The sequence below is a fragment of the Sphingomonas faeni genome (assembly GCF_024273235.1).
In the GTDB taxonomy this organism is placed as follows: domain Bacteria; phylum Pseudomonadota; class Alphaproteobacteria; order Sphingomonadales; family Sphingomonadaceae; genus Sphingomonas; species Sphingomonas faeni_A.
In genome coordinates this window covers 31,746-46,553 of record NZ_JANBVH010000036.1, presented here as the reverse complement: position 1 = coordinate 46,553, position 14,808 = coordinate 31,746, and the positions used below count along the sequence as shown (strand labels likewise).

Annotated in this window: 20 protein-coding genes; 3 read left to right on the top strand and 17 right to left on the bottom strand. The window is 66.1% G+C overall.

What is annotated here, in order from left to right; translation table 11 throughout:
- A partial coding sequence (locus tag NLI89_RS17095) for a hypothetical protein (RefSeq protein ID WP_254688135.1) occupies nucleotides 1–359 on the top strand: 359 nt, incomplete at its 5' end.
- 266 nt (nucleotides 360–625) lie between these two features.
- Here the strand turns inward: NLI89_RS17095 and NLI89_RS17090 are convergent.
- Genes NLI89_RS17090 through nadC form a run of 3 tightly spaced genes read right to left on the bottom strand, consistent with a single transcriptional unit; the run spans nucleotide 626 to nucleotide 2,739 of the window.
- Nucleotides 626–1,339: a ribonuclease T2 family protein gene (locus NLI89_RS17090; protein WP_254688134.1), complete on the bottom strand. Its 714-nt coding sequence runs from the start codon at nucleotides 1,337–1,339 to the stop codon at nucleotides 626–628.
- On the bottom strand, nucleotides 1,336–1,836 hold the full coding sequence (locus NLI89_RS17085) for a hypothetical protein (RefSeq protein WP_254688133.1): 501 nt from the start codon (nucleotides 1,834–1,836) through the stop codon (nucleotides 1,336–1,338). Before NLI89_RS17085 ends, NLI89_RS17090 begins: the two co-directional genes overlap by 4 nt.
- A gap of 51 nt (nucleotides 1,837–1,887) precedes the next feature.
- Nucleotides 1,888–2,739 carry a carboxylating nicotinate-nucleotide diphosphorylase gene (gene nadC, locus NLI89_RS17080; RefSeq protein WP_254688132.1) on the bottom strand — a complete coding sequence of 284 codons (852 nt, stop codon included), beginning with the start codon at nucleotides 2,737–2,739 and terminating at the stop codon, nucleotides 1,888–1,890.
- Between the two features lie 165 nt (nucleotides 2,740–2,904).
- Here nadC and NLI89_RS17075 point away from each other — a divergent pair, with 165 nt between their 5' ends.
- On the top strand, nucleotides 2,905–3,054 hold the full coding sequence (locus NLI89_RS17075) for a hypothetical protein (protein WP_254688131.1): 150 nt from the start codon (nucleotides 2,905–2,907) through the stop codon (nucleotides 3,052–3,054).
- Here NLI89_RS17075 and nadA read toward each other — a convergent pair.
- The 6 genes from nadA to NLI89_RS17045 all read right to left on the bottom strand — a co-directional run bounded on the left by nadA (nucleotide 3,041) and on the right by NLI89_RS17045 (nucleotide 7,118).
- Complete coding sequence (nadA, locus tag NLI89_RS17070) at nucleotides 3,041–4,039, bottom strand: quinolinate synthase NadA (protein WP_439144532.1); 999 nt, start codon at nucleotides 4,037–4,039, stop codon at nucleotides 3,041–3,043. The two genes, NLI89_RS17075 and nadA, sit on opposite strands and share 14 nt — an antisense overlap.
- Before the next feature lie 15 nt (nucleotides 4,040–4,054).
- Nucleotides 4,055–4,789: a DUF4230 domain-containing protein gene (locus tag NLI89_RS17065; protein ID WP_254688129.1), complete on the bottom strand. Its 735-nt coding sequence runs from the start codon at nucleotides 4,787–4,789 to the stop codon at nucleotides 4,055–4,057.
- Nucleotides 4,771–5,628 (bottom strand): MBL fold metallo-hydrolase, encoded by an 858-nt coding sequence (locus NLI89_RS17060; RefSeq protein ID WP_254688128.1) that lies wholly within the window; start codon nucleotides 5,626–5,628, stop codon nucleotides 4,771–4,773. The genes NLI89_RS17065 and NLI89_RS17060 overlap by 19 nt, the downstream gene beginning before the upstream one ends.
- A 599-nt stretch (nucleotides 5,629–6,227) precedes the next feature.
- Nucleotides 6,228–6,551, bottom strand: coding sequence for a Grx4 family monothiol glutaredoxin (grxD, locus tag NLI89_RS17055; RefSeq protein ID WP_254688127.1), 324 nt, complete (start codon nucleotides 6,549–6,551; stop codon nucleotides 6,228–6,230).
- Between the two features lie 11 nt (nucleotides 6,552–6,562).
- Entirely contained in the window at nucleotides 6,563–6,793 is a 231-nt protein-coding gene (locus NLI89_RS17050; RefSeq protein WP_187505125.1) for a BolA/IbaG family iron-sulfur metabolism protein, read from the bottom strand.
- 1 nt (nucleotide 6,794) lies between these two features.
- Nucleotides 6,795–7,118, bottom strand: a complete 324-nt coding sequence (locus NLI89_RS17045) for a DUF1476 domain-containing protein (protein ID WP_187505126.1) — start codon at nucleotides 7,116–7,118, stop codon at nucleotides 6,795–6,797.
- A gap of 163 nt (nucleotides 7,119–7,281) precedes the next feature.
- Here NLI89_RS17045 and NLI89_RS17040 point away from each other — a divergent pair, with 163 nt between their 5' ends.
- Nucleotides 7,282–7,419 carry a hypothetical protein gene (locus tag NLI89_RS17040; RefSeq protein ID WP_254688126.1) on the top strand — a complete coding sequence of 46 codons (138 nt, stop codon included), beginning with the start codon at nucleotides 7,282–7,284 and terminating at the stop codon, nucleotides 7,417–7,419.
- Between the two features lie 57 nt (nucleotides 7,420–7,476).
- Here the strand turns inward: NLI89_RS17040 and NLI89_RS17035 are convergent, their stop codons facing one another.
- From NLI89_RS17035 to NLI89_RS17000, 8 genes are all read right to left on the bottom strand, one after another.
- The gene (locus NLI89_RS17035; protein ID WP_254688125.1) at nucleotides 7,477–8,475 is read right to left on the bottom strand and encodes an NADPH:quinone oxidoreductase family protein; all 999 of its coding nucleotides are present in this window, start codon (nucleotides 8,473–8,475) and stop codon (nucleotides 7,477–7,479) included.
- A complete protein-coding gene (gene leuD, locus NLI89_RS17030) occupies nucleotides 8,438–9,067 on the bottom strand; it encodes a 3-isopropylmalate dehydratase small subunit (protein ID WP_254688124.1) in 630 nt (209 codons plus the stop codon). The genes NLI89_RS17035 and leuD overlap by 38 nt, the downstream gene beginning before the upstream one ends.
- Nucleotides 9,068–9,164: 97 nt before the next feature.
- Nucleotides 9,165–10,601, bottom strand: a complete 1,437-nt coding sequence (leuC, locus tag NLI89_RS17025; protein ID WP_302675841.1) for a 3-isopropylmalate dehydratase large subunit — start codon at nucleotides 10,599–10,601, stop codon at nucleotides 9,165–9,167.
- A 351-nt stretch (nucleotides 10,602–10,952) separates the two neighbouring features.
- Nucleotides 10,953–11,834, bottom strand: coding sequence for an alpha/beta hydrolase (locus NLI89_RS17020; protein WP_254688123.1), 882 nt, complete (start codon nucleotides 11,832–11,834; stop codon nucleotides 10,953–10,955).
- On the bottom strand, nucleotides 11,834–12,469 hold the full coding sequence (locus tag NLI89_RS17015) for a 3-oxoacid CoA-transferase subunit B (protein WP_254688122.1): 636 nt from the start codon (nucleotides 12,467–12,469) through the stop codon (nucleotides 11,834–11,836). Before NLI89_RS17015 ends, NLI89_RS17020 begins: the two co-directional genes overlap by 1 nt.
- The gene (locus tag NLI89_RS17010) at nucleotides 12,469–12,780 is read right to left on the bottom strand and encodes a DUF5076 domain-containing protein (protein ID WP_254688121.1); all 312 of its coding nucleotides are present in this window, start codon (nucleotides 12,778–12,780) and stop codon (nucleotides 12,469–12,471) included. Before NLI89_RS17010 ends, NLI89_RS17015 begins: the two co-directional genes overlap by 1 nt.
- Nucleotides 12,777–13,616: an HAD family acid phosphatase gene (locus NLI89_RS17005; protein WP_439144531.1), complete on the bottom strand. Its 840-nt coding sequence runs from the start codon at nucleotides 13,614–13,616 to the stop codon at nucleotides 12,777–12,779. The genes NLI89_RS17010 and NLI89_RS17005 overlap by 4 nt, the downstream gene beginning before the upstream one ends.
- Before the next feature lie 292 nt (nucleotides 13,617–13,908).
- On the bottom strand, nucleotides 13,909–14,619 hold the full coding sequence (locus NLI89_RS17000; protein WP_254688120.1) for a CoA transferase subunit A: 711 nt from the start codon (nucleotides 14,617–14,619) through the stop codon (nucleotides 13,909–13,911).
- Nucleotides 14,620–14,808 lie beyond the last annotated feature (189 nt).

Here is a 14,808-nt window from a genome sequence, read left to right as displayed (position 1 = left end):
GGCCCGGCTCGCCCGACGCGGAACACCATGTCCGGCTCCTAGCCGGGCTTGTCGTTCCGGAACAGTATGTAACGCCGTATTTCCGCCACGTTTCGTCCGGGCGACGAATCGCTGGCGGCGCGCGGCTGGTATCCCGCCGCTCCGCGTGGCAGGACACGCCGATGGCCGACCCGACTTCCCGCGACACCCTCCCCCCCCACAAGGACCCAAGCGCCGCGGGCGGCTTCCTCGTCGCGCTCGGGATGCTGGGCGGCGCCGGCGTGGGCTTCGCGATCGGGCAGGCGACGCCGGGATTCCTGGTCGGAACCGGAGTCGGTGTGGCGGCGGCAGTGCTGGTCTGGCTGAAGGACCGCCGCTAGGCGCTCCCGCCGGGCGTTTTCCGCGGTTCGAGCGCGGCATCAAAACCAAACGGTCCTCACGATCCTCCCCCGCCAGGGGGAGGTGGCAGGCGCTTGCCTGACGGAGGGGGAGGGCACGAAACCGACGTTATCGCCCCCTCCCCCTCCGTCGCTGCGCGCCACCTCCCCCTGGCGGGGGAGGATCAGAGGGATCGTCGAACCTGAGTATCCGAGCACCGGCACCGGTCACATGTACCCACGCGTCCGGTCACGAAAGCCCCGCCTCCCTACCGGCCACCCCGCCAGATCTGCAACGGCGCCGTCGCAGCCAGTCCACCCTGGTGCACGGGGCAGCGACGATAGCGAAAACGGCGGTCCAGACAGATCCAGACCTCGTCGAGCCAGCCCTGCCTCGTCGCCGTCACGCGCATCATGTCCGGCTTCAAGCCCGGATTCGCAGCCGCCATCGCCGCCGCGAACCGGCCTGCGGTCATCGGCGTCCGCGACAATGCGTTCATATCCGGATAGCGGAGCTTGCTGTACAGTCCCGCCGACTGGTTGAAATACTTCGCCGGACGATAGCCGGGCATGCAGGTGCCGTGCTTCGCCCATTCGTGCTGGAGTAGCTGCGCGGACGGCGTCGTGCAGAGATGCGCGCGGATCACCGGGGGCGGGACGAGGCCGGCAGCGTGGCAATATTGCGGCCAGTCCTTGCCGACGCCGTCAGGCCAGAGCCCGTGCAGCGTGAAGCCGAACCGGTTGCCCGCGCCGCACTGGAACGTCGATCCCGCACGATCGCCATTGTCCCGGCAATATTGCGGCGCCCAGGTGATCGCGAGCGTGTAGCTGCCGATCGGGATGTCGCGCTTCGGCTGGCTCGCCGAGGGCAGATCGGGGCGGACGCGCTCGACCGACGCCGGCGCCGAGCATTGATAGGCCTGTGCCTGCACGACGCCCGGCAGGATCGTCGCCGTGGCGGCCAGGATCAGTCTGGAGATCATCGGACGTTTTCCTTGTCGATCACGGGATGGGTATCGGTGGGGGTATCGGTATGAGCCACGAAAGTTTCGTCGGCTTCGGCTGCGGCATCTTGGCCAAACCACGCCTTGCTGGTGGGCTTGAGCAGGTACACCGCGGCCGCGACGTACAGCGCGTTCGCGATCAGCGAGAGGATCGACGCGGTGCCGAGCGTCGCGCTGCCCGTCGCGAGCGAACCCAGCGCCTGGACCGCACCCAGCACCGCTAGCGCCGCCAAGATGACGACCACCCATTTCGCGACGACGCTCGGGGCCCGGGCGGTGAAATACCAGAGCAGCACCGTCACCGAGATGCCGATCGCCTGGAAGGTCGGCAATATCCAAGTCGCCTTGGCGAGGACCGGATACGCCGTGACGATCGCCTCGCGCTGCGTCCAGGTCATCGCGGTGACGATCGAATCCAGCGCGAACGCGGCCCAATACAGCCGCTCGTAGCGAACGATGGTATCCGGCCTGACCATGATCCTGCTCCCTGACCTGCCGGCCCGCAGCCCGCGCCGGATCTGGCGGGGCTATCCGGCGGTCGCGAAGTCCAAGCCTATATCCGCCGCGGGTGCCGACTGCGTCAAGCGACCGACCGACACATAGGTGACGCCGCTTTCGGCGATCGCGCGGATCGTGTCGAGATTGACGCCGCCCGACGCCTCGGTCGGCACGCGGCCAGCGACCAGCGTCACGGCTTCGCGCAAGGTGGTGGGCGGCATGTTGTCGAGCAGCAGGTGCGTCGCCCCGGCCGCGAGCGCGGGCTCGATCTGGTCGATCCGGTCGACCTCGACGATGATGTGCGCAATCCCTGCGGCCTTCGCGCGCCGCACCGCTTCGGCGACGCCGCCCGCGACCGCGACGTGATTGTCCTTGATCATCGCGGCGTCCCACAGCCCCATCCGGTGGTTCTGCGCGCCGCCCATCCGGGTCGCGTATTTCTCCAGCACGCGCAGGCCGGGAATGGTTTTCCGCGTATCGAGCAGGATCGCACCGGTGCCCGCCATCGCATCGACATAGCGGCGCGTCATCGTCGCGATGCCCGACAGATGCTGGACGGTGTTGAGCGCGGATCGCTCGGCGGTGAGCAGCGCCCGCCCCGCCCCTTCGAGCCGCAGCAATTCGGTGCCCGCCGCGACCTGCTCGCCGTCCTGGACGAGGCGTTCGATCCGCACGTCCGGATCAAGCGCGCGGAAGAACGCTTCGGCGAGGTCGAGCCCGGCGACGACGATCGGGTCGCGGCTGTCCATTACGCCGGTGAACCGTGCGTCCGCGGGGATCACCGCGGCCGACGTGATGTCGCCGATCGTGCCGAGATCCTCGGCCAGCGTCGCCGCGACGAACGCGGGAATGTCGAAGGTTTCGGGCAATGCTGCGTTCACGTGTCGTCTCCCAAAATCTTCACTCAGTTTTTTCCAATGGGTCATTGGAGTATTGCGAGGAAAAGCGCGTCGCCATAACGGCTTATCGGGCTGGTCTTTGGAAAGTTGCCGGCCTCGGGAACCAGTTTGACGGACCTGAGTTCCCGTTTCGATATCGAGGAATATATGATGTATGTTAAGACGATGACCGATCTCGAGCGTCTTGACGCATTGCTTGCCGAGGCACTGGCGCTGGCCGATGCGCTCGACCTGCCGATCGCGGCGATCCACATCGACCAGGCCCGGGCACAGCTCGGCGAGATCAGCCCGGGCTGAACTGCGCCGGGCCCAGATCGCCTTGGCCGACGGTGTTCGAGGCCATCCGCAACATCGCATCGAGGCTTTTCTTGGCCCGAAGGCGCAAACCCTCCTCGATCTCGATCCGCGGCGCGAGGTCACGCAGCGCGACATACAGCTTTTCCAGCGTGTTCAGCGCCATGTACGGGCATATGTTGCAGTTGCAATTTCCGTCCGCGCCCGGCGCACCTATGAAGTGCTTGTTCGGAAGAGCCTTTTCCATCTGATGGATGATGTGTGGCTCGGTCGCGACGATCAGCGTGTCGCCGGGCATCGCGAGGGCATAATCGAGGATGCCACGCGTCGAACCGACGTAATCCGCATGATCGAGGATGATCGGCGGACACTCCGGATGTGCGACGACGGGCGCGCCAGGGTGCTGTGCCTTGAGTTTCATCAACTCCGTTTCGCTGAACGCCTCATGGACGATGCAAACGCCCGGCCAAAGCAGCATGTCGCGGCCGGTTTTCCGCGCCAGATAGCCGCCGAGGTTGCGATCAGGGCCGAAGATGATCTTCTGGTCGAGCGGGATCTGCGCGAGGATCGTATCCGCCGATGAACTCGTGACGATGATGTCGGACAGCGCCTTCACCTCGGTCGAGCAGTTGATGTAGGTCAGCGCGATGTGATCGGGATGCTTGGCGCGGAAGGCGGCGAACTGCTCGGGCGGGCAGCTGTCCTCCAGGCTGCAGCCGGCGTCCATGTCCGGCAGCACGACGATCTTGTCGGGCGACAGGATCTTGGCGGTCTCGGCCATGAAGCGCACGCCACAGAACGCGATGACGTCGGCGTCGGTGGCCGCCGCCTTGCGCGACAGGTCCAGGCTGTCGCCGACGAAATCGGCGAGATCCTGAAGCTCGGGCTTCTGGTAATAATGCGCGAGGATGACGGCGTTCTTCTCCTTGCGAAGGCGCTCGATCTCGGCGCGGATGTCGATACCGGCAAAGTTCTGGTTCAATTCCATGGTCATATCCCGAGTTTAACGTGCATTCCCTAGCACGTCCTGCAGCGAGCGCGAGGTGTCCCAGCGCTCCGTATTCGCGACCGGCTCGTCGGCGAACCGCACCGCGACGGTCGCGTCGATCCCGGCGGCGCGCAGCGGCATCGCGAAACTGCGCTCCACGGCCCTGCGCGTAGCGTCGCGCGCGAGCTTGATCATGGCGGGTTCGCGCGCCTGGCGGATCAACTCGATCTGGCCGGCGCGACGGTTGGCGGCGTCGAGGCGCTTCTCGGCATCGGTGAAGGTGGTCAGCACGCCGCCCGAGCCATATTCGCGGACCGCGTTCAGATCGACCTGTGGGCCATCCGCCTCGACAGCGGGAAGGCGCACCGACAGCGTCTTGGTGGTGCCGTCCCATGCGACGTCGGCCTGGGTCAGCTTGGCCATGTCGACCTCGTAGCGGACCATGCCGGGCATGATCAACGTCTTCTCGGTGGTGAAGCCGAGTTGCGACTGTTTCGAGGTGACGACCGCAACGTAGCGCGCGGCAAACGCAGACAGGCGGTTCTGCTCGCGCAGCCCCGCCAGACTCGCGCTGGCGATCGTCGTCGGATCGGGCGTCAGGCGGTCGCTGACGTAGCGCTGCACGCCCCACAGCGCGAGCAACCCCGCAAGCACGAGTATGACGATCACGCCGACCGCCTTGGCCAGGAATGCGCTGACGCCGCCGCTACGCGCGGGGGGCGGGTCGGGACTCAGGTTTTCGTCTGCCATGTCTCGCCTTCCTCGATTACCAGTCCGCGGGTTTGCAAATCGTAGAGATGCGCCAGCACCGATCGCTCGGCGGCTGGCACGAGCCGCGGGTCGAGACCGACATACATGCGCTCGACCAGCGCCGGGATCGGCCACGCGCCATCGCGGAGCAAGCGGAGGATCTGCCCCTCGCGCTGCTTGCGGTGGCCGAGCATGCCGCGGACGAGGCGCTGCGGCTTTTCGATCGCCTCGCCGTGACCGGGATAATAGACGCGGTCGTCGCGCCCCATCAGCTTTTCGAGGCTCGCCATGTACGCCGTCATGTTGCCGTCGGGGGGCGATACGATCGTGGTCGACCAGCCCATGACGTGATCGCCAGAGAACAGCGCCTTCGTTTCGGGCAGCGCGAAGGCGAGGTGATTCGAGGTGTGACCCGGCGTTGCGATCGCCTGGAGCGTCCAGCCATCGCCATCGACGGTGTCGCCCTCGGCGAGAATGCGGTCGGGGGCATAGGCCGGGTCGAACGACGCGTCCGCCCGCGCGCCCGCGTCGTCGAGGTCGAAAGGTGCCGCACCGACGATTAGGGCGCCGGTGATCGCCTGGAGCGGACGCGTGGCGGGGCTGTGGTCGCGATGATGATGCGTAACGACGATCGCGGTGACCGGGCGGCCATCGATCGCGCGGATCAAGGATTCGATATGGGCGGGATCGTCGGGGCCGGGATCTATCACGGCAAGATCGGTGGTGCCGACGATGTGCGTCTGAGTGCCGGTATAGGTATACGGCGACGGATTGGGCGCGAGCACGCGGAGGACGAGCGGCTCGAGCTGGATCGGGATACCGGTCGGATGCTCAGCCATGGGTGCGAGATGGCGGGTCCGTGCGGCGATGGCAAGACCTGCGCGTTACAGTCGACCGTCGGCGTTCTTTACACGTCGGCCGCCGGCGAGGATGGGGTTAACTATCGAAGACCGCGCAAATTCGGCTTGCGGCCAAATTGGCATGGCGAGTGCACAGCTCACGACGTCACCGAACGCATCTGCGTTCATGCAGGGTGGGTCGACCGCTACCGTCCGGTCTCGCGTCGATCCACCCTCCCCGGCGCAATTTCCGGATATCGATCAGGCGAAAATACAGCCCAACGCGCTGCTAAACCAAGCCCGTCACCCAGACCAACCCGTCACCCAGACCAACCCGGCACCCAGACCAACCCCGTCACCCCAGCGAAAGCTGGGATATTCCTGGGCGCAGATGTCGCCCGCCTCAAGCTGATACCCCAGCTTTCGCTGGGGTGACGGACATGGAGTGACGGACGTGGGATGACGGACGTGGGATGACGGACGTGGGGTGACGGACGTGGGGTGACGGACATGGGGTGACGGACATGGGGTGACGGACGTGGGGTGACGGAACAGGCTTGAAGTGGGATGGTGCTTGAAGTCGGCCGTTGCCTGGCGCCTCAACCCGCCTTTTGCGTCTCGAACAGCTGAGCCAATTCGCCGCTTTCGTACATCTCCATCATGATGTCCGAGCCGCCGACGAATTCGCCGTCGACATAGAGCTGCGGGATGGTGGGCCAGTCCGAATAGGCCTTGATGCCCTGACGGATGCCCTGGTCCTGCAGGACGTCGACGCTCTCGAACTCGACCTCGAGATGGTTGAGGATCGCGATCGCCCGGCTCGAAAAGCCGCACTGCGGGAAGAGCGGGCTGCCCTTCATGAACAGCACGACCGGGCTGGCTTTGACCAGGGCGTCGATGCGGGCGTTGGTATCGTCGGTCATGTATTCAGTCCTCAAGAAATTGCGGTCGTAAGTTGCAGGGCGTGCAGGACGCCCCCCATCCGCCCGCCGAGCGCCGCGTAGACGGCCTGGTGCTGCTTCACGCGGCTCATCCCTGCAAAGCTCGCCGCGGTCACCTTGGCGGCATAGTGATCGCCATCGCCGGCAAGATCGGTGATCTCGACCTTGGCATCGGGGATCGCGTCGCGGATCATGGTCGCGATGTCGTCGGCAGCCATCGGCATGTCAGCGCGACTCCAGCAGCTGGCGACGGGCCTCGATCATCTGCTGCGCGAGCGCGCGGCGGACGGTCGCTTCGTCATGGTCGAGGCCGGCCGCGGTAAGATCGCCGACGAGCTTGCGCACGACATCGTCGTCGCCACCGCCCTCCATGTCCGCATGGACGAGAGCCGTCGCGTACGCGTCGGTCTCCTCGGGCGTGAGCTTCATCTCATGCGCCGCCCAGCCCCCGAGCAGGCGGTTGCGGCGCGCGGTAATCCGGAACGCCATCTCTTCCTCGCGCGCGAAATGTGCCTCGCTAGCGCGTTCGCGATCTTCGAAAATGGTCATATCGCGGGTTCCCGTTCAGTCTCGTATTCGCCCCCGAGATAGGTCGCCGACCCGCTCTGCGCAATAATCGACGAACCGCAGTAGAATCCTACTAGCGCAGGGCCATAAACATACCGATATATAAGACAGCCACGTGACAATTTGCACGGGCAGGAGAGTGATCATGATTGGTATATCGGCACCTGCACCCACCACTCCGACACGGTCGGCACCGCGCGTCGTGCATGGCCTGGCGTACGGCGTGCTGGCGTCGGTGATGATGTGGACGGCCATCGGCGCGGTCGTCTATAATTTGATCTGACGTGACGCGTCCGGCCGGGCGGGAACTCCCGGTTGGACACAAGGGAGGCCGGCTGGATCAGCCGACCTCCACCACGAGTTTACCGATGGCACCGCGTGCAGCCATCTTGGCGATCGCTTTGCCCCCGTTCTCGAACGCGAATGTCTCGGTCACGCGCGGCGCGATCTTTCCCGCCGCCCACAGATCGAACAGCGTTTCGATATGAGCCTGGTTCGCCTTCGGATCGCGCGCCGCGAATGCACCCCAGAACACGCCGCAGACGTCGCAGCTTTTGAGCAGAGTCAGGTTGAGCGGCAACTTCGGGATCCCGGCGGGGAAACCGACGACGAGATACTTGCCCTCCCACGCGATCGATCGCAGCGCGGGCTCGGCATAGTCGCCGCCGACCGGATCATAGATCACGTGTGCGCCGTCGCGACCGAGCGCCGCCTTGAACTGTTCGGCGAGCGCCTTCGACTGATCCTTGTCGAACGGCGCGCGGGCATAGATCAGCGTTTCGTCGGCGCCCGCGGACTTGGCGGCAGCCGCCTTTTCCTCCGACGACACGGCGGCGACGACCTTCGCGCCGAACGCCTTGCCGAGTTCGATCGCGGCAAGCCCTACCCCGCCGGCCGCGCCGAGGACGAGCAAGGTCTGCCCCGCCTTGATGTGGCCACGGTCGAGCAGTGCGTGGATCGTCGTGCCGTAGGTGAGGATCAGCGAGGCGCCCTCGGCGAAGCTGCGACCTTCTGGCAGGCGGTACAGCTTGGCGGGGTCGGCGATGACCTTCTCGCACAGGCCGCCATGGCCGAGCATCGCGATCACGCGGTCGCCGATCTCCCAGCCGGTGACGCCCTCGCCGATCGAATCGATCGTGCCGGCGATCTCGCCGCCCGGTGCGAACGGGCGTTGCGGCTTGAACTGATATTTGTCTTCGATGATCAGGACGTCGGGGAAGTTGATCGCGCAGGCCTTGACCGCGACGACGACCTGTCCGGGGCCAGCCACCAGATCGGGCAGCTCGACCATTTCCAGAGTTTCAGGTCCGCCGATCGCCTTCGATACCAATGCCCGCATACCCGCTCTCCACCGTCATCCAGGGGCGATTCGATGCGACCGCCTCCTCGAAATTTGAAATCTGGGTATCCCTTGCCAGTGTCAGGCCGACTTCGTCCAGCCCTTCCATGAGGCATTGGCGGCGGAATGCGTCGAGTTCGAAGGTAAAGCGGTCCTGGAACGGGGTGGTGACGGTCATCGTCTCGAGATCGACGGTGACGATCTGGTCCCTGGCGACTTCGAGCAGGCGGTCGATCGCATCCTGGGGAAGGACGACCGGGACGATGCCGTTCTTGAACGCGTTCCCTGAGAAGATGTCGGAGAAGCTCGGCGCGATCACGGCGGTGATGCCCATGTCGGCGAGCGCCCACGCGGCGTGCTCGCGGCTGGAGCCGCAGCCGAAATTGTCACCCGCGATCAGGATCGGCGCGCCGGCGTAGCGCGGGTCGTCGAAGATGTTGCCGGGCTGCGCACGCACCGTCTCGAACGCGCCACGGCCGAGGCCGGTACGCGTGATCGTCTTCAGCCAGTGCGCCGGGATGATGACGTCGGTGTCGATGTTCTTTGCGCCCCAGGGATAGGCGCGGCCCGAGACGGTCGTGACGGGGGTCATCGCTGTTCCGTGTGCTCCGGAACCACGCGCGCCGATGCGACATAGGCCGCGACGCCGCTGAGCATGGCACCAGCCGCCAACAATACGAAAACCTTCTTCATGTTCTTGCCCCCATCAACTCTCTGACGTCGCTCAGCTTGCCGGTCACCGCCGCCGCTGCCGCCATCGCGGGTGATACCAGATGCGTGCGCGCTCCGGGACCCTGTCTGCCGACGAAATTGCGGTTCGACGTGGAAGCGCAACGCTCCCCCGCAGGGACTTTGTCCGGGTTCATCGCGAGACACATCGAACAGCCCGGTTCGCGCCATTCGAAACCGGCGTCGATGAAGATCCGGTCGAGCCCTTCGGCTTCGGCCTGCCGCTTGACGAGGCCCGAACCGGGGACGACGAGCGCGCGAACACCGGTCGCGACATGGCGGCCATCGGCGATCGCCGCGGCGGCGCGGAGATCCTCGATACGGCTGTTGGTGCAGCTGCCGATGAAGACGTGCTGGATCGGCACGTCGCGCATCGCGGTGCCGGCGGTGAGGCCCATATAGTCGAGCGACTTCCGTGCGGCCGCCTGCTTGGCGGGATCGGCGAAGCTCGACGGTTCGGGGACCACGCCGGTGATCGGCACGACGTCCTCGGGACTGGTGCCCCATGTCAGGCCGGGGGCGATATCGGCGGCGTCGAGCACGACGGACTTGTCGTACTTGGCGCCGGGATCGGTCGCGAGGCTGCGCCACCAGGCGACCGCGCGATCCCAGTTCTCGCCGGTCGGGGCCATCGGGCGACCCTTGAGATAGGCGAATGTGGTGTCGTCGGGCGCGATCAGGCCGGCGCGCGCGCCCGCCTCGATCGACATGTTGGCGATCGTCAGGCGGCCCTCGATCGACATGTTGCGGATCACGCTGCCGGTAAATTCGATGACGTGGCCGGTGCCGCCCGCCGCACCGATCTTACCGATGATCGCGAGGATGACGTCCTTGGGGGAGACGCCGAAGCCGATTTCGCCGTCGACGCGGACTTCCATCGTCTTGGCTTGCGACAACAACAGCGTCTGCGTGGCGAGGACGTGCTCGACTTCGCTGGTGCCGATCCCGAACGCCAAAGCGCCGAGTGCGCCGTGCGCGGACGTGTGGCTGTCGCCGCAGACCAGCGTCGTGCCGGGGAGCGTGAAACCCTGTTCGGGGCCGACGACGTGAACGATGCCCTGCTCGACGGCCATCGCGTCGATATAGTCGATACCGAACTCGGCGGTGTTTCGGCGGAGCGCGTCGAGTTGCTGCGCGCTTTCGGGATCGGCGATCGGCAGGACGCGACCGGCGGCGTCCCTGCGCGCGGTCGTCGGGAGGTTGTGATCGGGGACGGCGAGGGTCAGGTCGGGGCGACGTACCTTGCGCCCTGCGACGCGGAGACCTTCAAAGGCCTGCGGGCTGGTGACTTCGTGGACGAGGTGACGGTCGATATAGATCAGGCAGGTGCCGTCGTCGCGGCGTTCGACGACGTGCGCCGCCCAGATCTTTTCGTACAGCGTTTGTGGAGTAGCCATGATGGGCGCGCGTTAATCGAAAAGGGGCGCAAGGTCGAGGTTCGATGTAATTTTCGGTCGTTGTGGTAGTGAGCGGTAACTCGCGTAAGATTGTTCTCCCGCGAAGGCGGGAGCCCAGTCTGGGTCCCCGCCTTCGCGGGGAAACACGGTATTGGCCGCGCCCACCCGTCCGACCCACACCCGTCATACCAGCGAAAGCTGGTATCTCCCGGTTTGGGTCGCTGCATCCGCCAACTGGGATACCCCAGCTTTCGCTGGGGTGACGGAGTACCGGGGTGACGGATTACGGGGACGACGGATTTTGCGGGTTACGGACTGCGGGGGTGACGGACTGTCAGTGAGGGGGCGAGTCTACCGCGCGGGCATCGCCTGGTTCAGGAACGCGACGCTGTCGGCCAGCACGGGGGCCTTGCTACGGAACGGTTTCGACAGCGCCATCGCGACGTTCTCGTGGCTCAAACCCGGATAGTCGATGTGCGTCACGGGGGCGCCGAGCGCTTTCAGTCGCGCGGTGAGGTTGATCGCGTTGTGCGGCTTTACCTGTGTGTCGTCGCCGGCGGTGATCAGCAGCATCGGCGGGGCATCGGCGCGGGCGAAGTGGATCGGCTGGGTCATCACCGGGTCGGCGGCGCCCTGCATTGCGTCGATCGCGCGCTTGGCGGTGAAGGGGTAGAAATCATACGGTCCGCACAGACCGACTGCGGTCTTGATGATCCGCGGGTCGACGCCTTCCGCTTTCAGCCAGCGCTGGTCGAGCGTGAGCATCGCGACGGTGTAGGCGCCGGCGGAATGGCCGGCGATGGCGATCCGGTTCGGGTCGCCGCCGGACTGTGCGATGTGGTCGCGGGTCCATTTCACCGCTTCGGCGCCGTCCTGGAGGAACGCGGGGAAGCGGACGTCGGGAACCTTGCGGTAATCGGGCATGACGACGACGTAGCCCGCCTTCGCATAGGCGCGCGCCGCGAACGCATAGGCGCCGCGCGAGCCGTGGACCCAGCCACCGCCATACCAGAAGATCAGCACCGGCAGGCCGGTCTTCGCGCCACCGGACGGCCGCCAGATGTCGAGCTTCTGCCCGTGGGTGCCGAACGGGACGCCTTCGCGGATGCGCGCGGTGCCGCGACCGCCGCCCATCACGCCGTCGAGGACGCTGAGCGTACCCGGCCCGGCCGTGAACGCCGTGCCCGCGATCAGGATCGCGATCAGCGCGATGACGATGGCGGCGCGCTTCATCAGGCGGTGTAGTGCGCCGTCGTCTTCGCCGCGATCTCGTCCGCGGTCACGCCGGGGGCGAGTTCGACGAGCTTGAACGGGCTGTCGTGGTCGGCGCGCTGGAACACCGCCAGATCGGTGACGATCATGTCGACGACGTTCTTGCCGGTCAGCGGCAGGGTGCAGGACGGGATGAACTTGGGGCTGCCGTCCTTGGCGGTGTGGTCCATCACGACGATGATCTGCTTGACGCCCGCGACAAGGTCCATCGCGCCGCCCATGCCCTTGATCATCTTGCCCGGGATCATCCAGTTGGCGATGTCGCCGCCTTCGCTGACCTCCATCGCGCCCAGCACCGTCAGGTCGATATGGCCGCCGCGGATCATCGCGAAGCTGTCCGACGAGCTGAAATAGACCGACGAGGGGAGTTCGCTGATCGTCTGCTTGCCGGCGTTGATGAGGTCGGCGTCCTCCTCGCCAGCATAGGGGAACGGGCCGATCCCGAGCATGCCGTTCTCCGACTGGAGCGTGACGGTCATGCCCTCGGGGATGTTGTTCGCGACCAGCGTCGGAATGCCGATGCCGAGGTTGACGTAATAGCCGTCCTTGAGTTCCTTGGCGGCGCGCGCGGCCATCTGGTTACGGTCCCAGGGCATCAGTTGATCGTTCCTTCCTGGAGGGTGGTGATGGTCGTGAATTGCTCGCGGAGCTCGGTGCCGACGCCGTCGACGATCGCCTGCAACGCGGCGTCCTCGGCGAGGCCCCAGGTGCCCGCATAGGCGCGCGCGGCGTGGCGGATCGTGTCGGCGATCAGGTAGCCGAACACGGTCGGGTCCTCGAGGATGCCGGCGTCAATCAGCACGTTGCTGCCGGCGCCGTTGGTGATCCAGATCCGCGCAACCTCGACCGATTCGCGCGTCAATTGCGCGCCCTTGTCGAGCGCGATCGCGTTGGGGTGGTCGGTCATTGCTTGACGCCTCCGGTCGGGGCCCAGCGCAATGCCGGCGGGAACACCTCGTCGCGGCTGCCCTTCAGCGCGGTGCCGTAGACCGGGTTGGGCAGCACGAACCACCCTGCGCCCCATTTCGCGGCGATCGCGGGCGACTGGACGGCGGCGCGCCGGGCGGCTGGGGTCTGGCCGGCGTTGAACAGGTCGCTGAAATCGCCGAGCTGGTCGCCGCCCATCGCGACGACGCAGTATCGGGCGGCGATCGTCGCGCGGCGGCCGTCCTTCTTCGAGCCGGTCGCGTCGTCGCCGGCGAGGAACAGTGTGTCACCGTGGCGGGCGGGGCCGAGGCCGGCGCCTTCGATCGCGGCTTGCGTCTGTGCGGCGTTGGCGGCGGAGCGGTTGGTGTTGAAGATCACGGTTACGCCCATTGCGCGGAGTGCGGTTAGCGCGGCGAGGGCGCCGGGAACGGGGGCGACCTGCTTGACGCCGGTGCGTTCCCAATCCTGCCAGCGGGAGTCGGACCAGGTTTGGCCGGACGCCGCGTCATATTCGAAGCCGAGGTTGAGGAGTACCGTCTCGTCGACATCGAACACGGCGGCTTTCGGCTTGGTGCCGCAGGTCGTCCAGGTGGGGGCCGCGAGCGAGGCGCCTTGGGCGAGGACGACGGAGCTTGGCGTGCGTTGCATGCGGACGTAGCCGACGAGGGCGTTCCACGCCTGGATGCTGACGGCGGCGGCTTCGCCCGAGGCATAGAGATACTGCATGCCGGCCGGGACGCCGTCGACGGTTACGGGGGCGGAGACGGTCGGCGTTATCGAGGTCGGCGCGGATACGCTGACGCAACCTTGGAGCACCAGTGCCCCTGCGAACGCAGGGGTGCAGGATACCAGCCGGAACACCCGTGACCCTGGGCTCCTGCGTTCGCAGGAGAACGGGCTGTGCTTGCGATACACCATCAGGCCTCCGTCATGCCGGGCTCGTTCCGGCATCCACGGTGCCGCACAATCGAGAGAATTTGATTTGCGGGACCGTGGCCCCCGGAACGCGTCCGGGGTGACGGAGCGATTTTGGCGCGGTCGCGACCCGGAAGCGCTGGCTGCCGGTCCATACCAGGCTCAAGCCTTTCGCAGGATAACCGCAGCGGTTTCATGCCGTCGCGCGCTCGCGGACGGTGCGGAATTCGATTTTCTTGTCGTAGGGGGCGCCGACGATCATCCGCTTCACGTAGATGCCCGGCAGGTGGATCGTGTCGGGGTCGAGGCTCCCCACGGGTACGATCTCCTCGACCTCGGCGACGCAGATCTTGCCAGCAGTCGCCATCGGCTGGTTGAAGTTGCGGGCGGTCTTGCGGAAGATGAGGTTGCCGCTTTCGTCCGCCTTCCAGCCCTTGATGATCGCGAGATCGGCGCGGATGCCGCGTTCGAGGATATACTCCTGGCCGTCGAAGACCTTGACCTCCTTGCCCTCGGCGACCTGCGTGCCGACGCCGGTCTTCGTGTAGAAGCCGGGGATGCCCGCGCCCCCTGCCCGGCAGCGTTCGGCGAGCGTCCCCTGCGGACAGAACTCGACCTCGAGTTCACCGCTGAGATACTGGCGCTCGAATTCCTTGTTCTCGCCGACATAGGACGAGATCATCTTCTTCACCTGGCGCGAGCGGAGCAGTTTGCCGAGGCCCTGCCCGTCGATGCCGGCATTGTTGCTGGCGATCGTCAGGTCCTTCACCCCGGACGCCTCGATCGCGTCGATCAGCCGCTCGGGAATGCCGCACAACCCGAACCCGCCCGCGCAGATCGTCATGCCGTCGAACAGCACGCCTTCGAGTGCCGTTGCCGCATCGGTGTAGCGCTTGTTCGCCATGCATCCTCCTCAGGTATTTTGCCTCGCATAAGCCGGTGGTTGGCACTCGGCAACGTAGACTAGATCGGTTTCTCACGATCCTCCCCCGCCAGGGGGAGGTGGCGCCGAAGGTGACGGAGGGGGAGGACACGGAACAGACGTTTCCTTTCCTCCCCCTCCGTCTGGCAAGTGCCAGCCACCTCCCCCTGG

Excerpts from the sequence above, each read along its gene's own strand:
- NLI89_RS17090 (WP_254688134.1), bottom strand. The coding sequence starts at position 1,339 with ATGATCTCCAGACTGATCCTGGCCGCCACGGCGACGATCCTGCCGGGC.
- NLI89_RS17085 (WP_254688133.1), bottom strand. The coding sequence starts at position 1,836 with ATGGTCAGGCCGGATACCATCGTTCGCTACGAGCGGCTGTATTGGGCC.
- NLI89_RS17075 (WP_254688131.1), top strand. The coding sequence starts at position 2,905 with ATGATGTATGTTAAGACGATGACCGATCTCGAGCGTCTTGACGCATTG.
- nadA (WP_439144532.1), bottom strand. The coding sequence starts at position 4,039 with ATGGAATTGAACCAGAACTTTGCCGGTATCGACATCCGCGCCGAGATC.
- NLI89_RS17065 (WP_254688129.1), bottom strand. The coding sequence starts at position 4,789 with ATGGCAGACGAAAACCTGAGTCCCGACCCGCCCCCCGCGCGTAGCGGC.
- NLI89_RS17060 (WP_254688128.1), bottom strand. The coding sequence starts at position 5,628 with ATGGCTGAGCATCCGACCGGTATCCCGATCCAGCTCGAGCCGCTCGTC.
- grxD (WP_254688127.1), bottom strand. The coding sequence starts at position 6,551 with ATGACCGACGATACCAACGCCCGCATCGACGCCCTGGTCAAAGCCAGC.
- NLI89_RS17050 (WP_187505125.1), bottom strand. The coding sequence starts at position 6,793 with ATGCCGATGGCTGCCGACGACATCGCGACCATGATCCGCGACGCGATC.
- NLI89_RS17045 (WP_187505126.1), bottom strand. The coding sequence starts at position 7,118 with ATGACCATTTTCGAAGATCGCGAACGCGCTAGCGAGGCACATTTCGCG.
- NLI89_RS17040 (WP_254688126.1), top strand. The coding sequence starts at position 7,282 with ATGATTGGTATATCGGCACCTGCACCCACCACTCCGACACGGTCGGCA.
- NLI89_RS17035 (WP_254688125.1), bottom strand. The coding sequence starts at position 8,475 with ATGCGGGCATTGGTATCGAAGGCGATCGGCGGACCTGAAACTCTGGAA.
- leuD (WP_254688124.1), bottom strand. The coding sequence starts at position 9,067 with ATGACCCCCGTCACGACCGTCTCGGGCCGCGCCTATCCCTGGGGCGCA.
- leuC (WP_302675841.1), bottom strand. The coding sequence starts at position 10,601 with ATGGCTACTCCACAAACGCTGTACGAAAAGATCTGGGCGGCGCACGTC.
- NLI89_RS17020 (WP_254688123.1), bottom strand. The coding sequence starts at position 11,834 with ATGAAGCGCGCCGCCATCGTCATCGCGCTGATCGCGATCCTGATCGCG.
- NLI89_RS17015 (WP_254688122.1), bottom strand. The coding sequence starts at position 12,469 with ATGCCCTGGGACCGTAACCAGATGGCCGCGCGCGCCGCCAAGGAACTC.
- NLI89_RS17010 (WP_254688121.1), bottom strand. The coding sequence starts at position 12,780 with ATGACCGACCACCCCAACGCGATCGCGCTCGACAAGGGCGCGCAATTG.
- NLI89_RS17000 (WP_254688120.1), bottom strand. The coding sequence starts at position 14,619 with ATGGCGAACAAGCGCTACACCGATGCGGCAACGGCACTCGAAGGCGTG.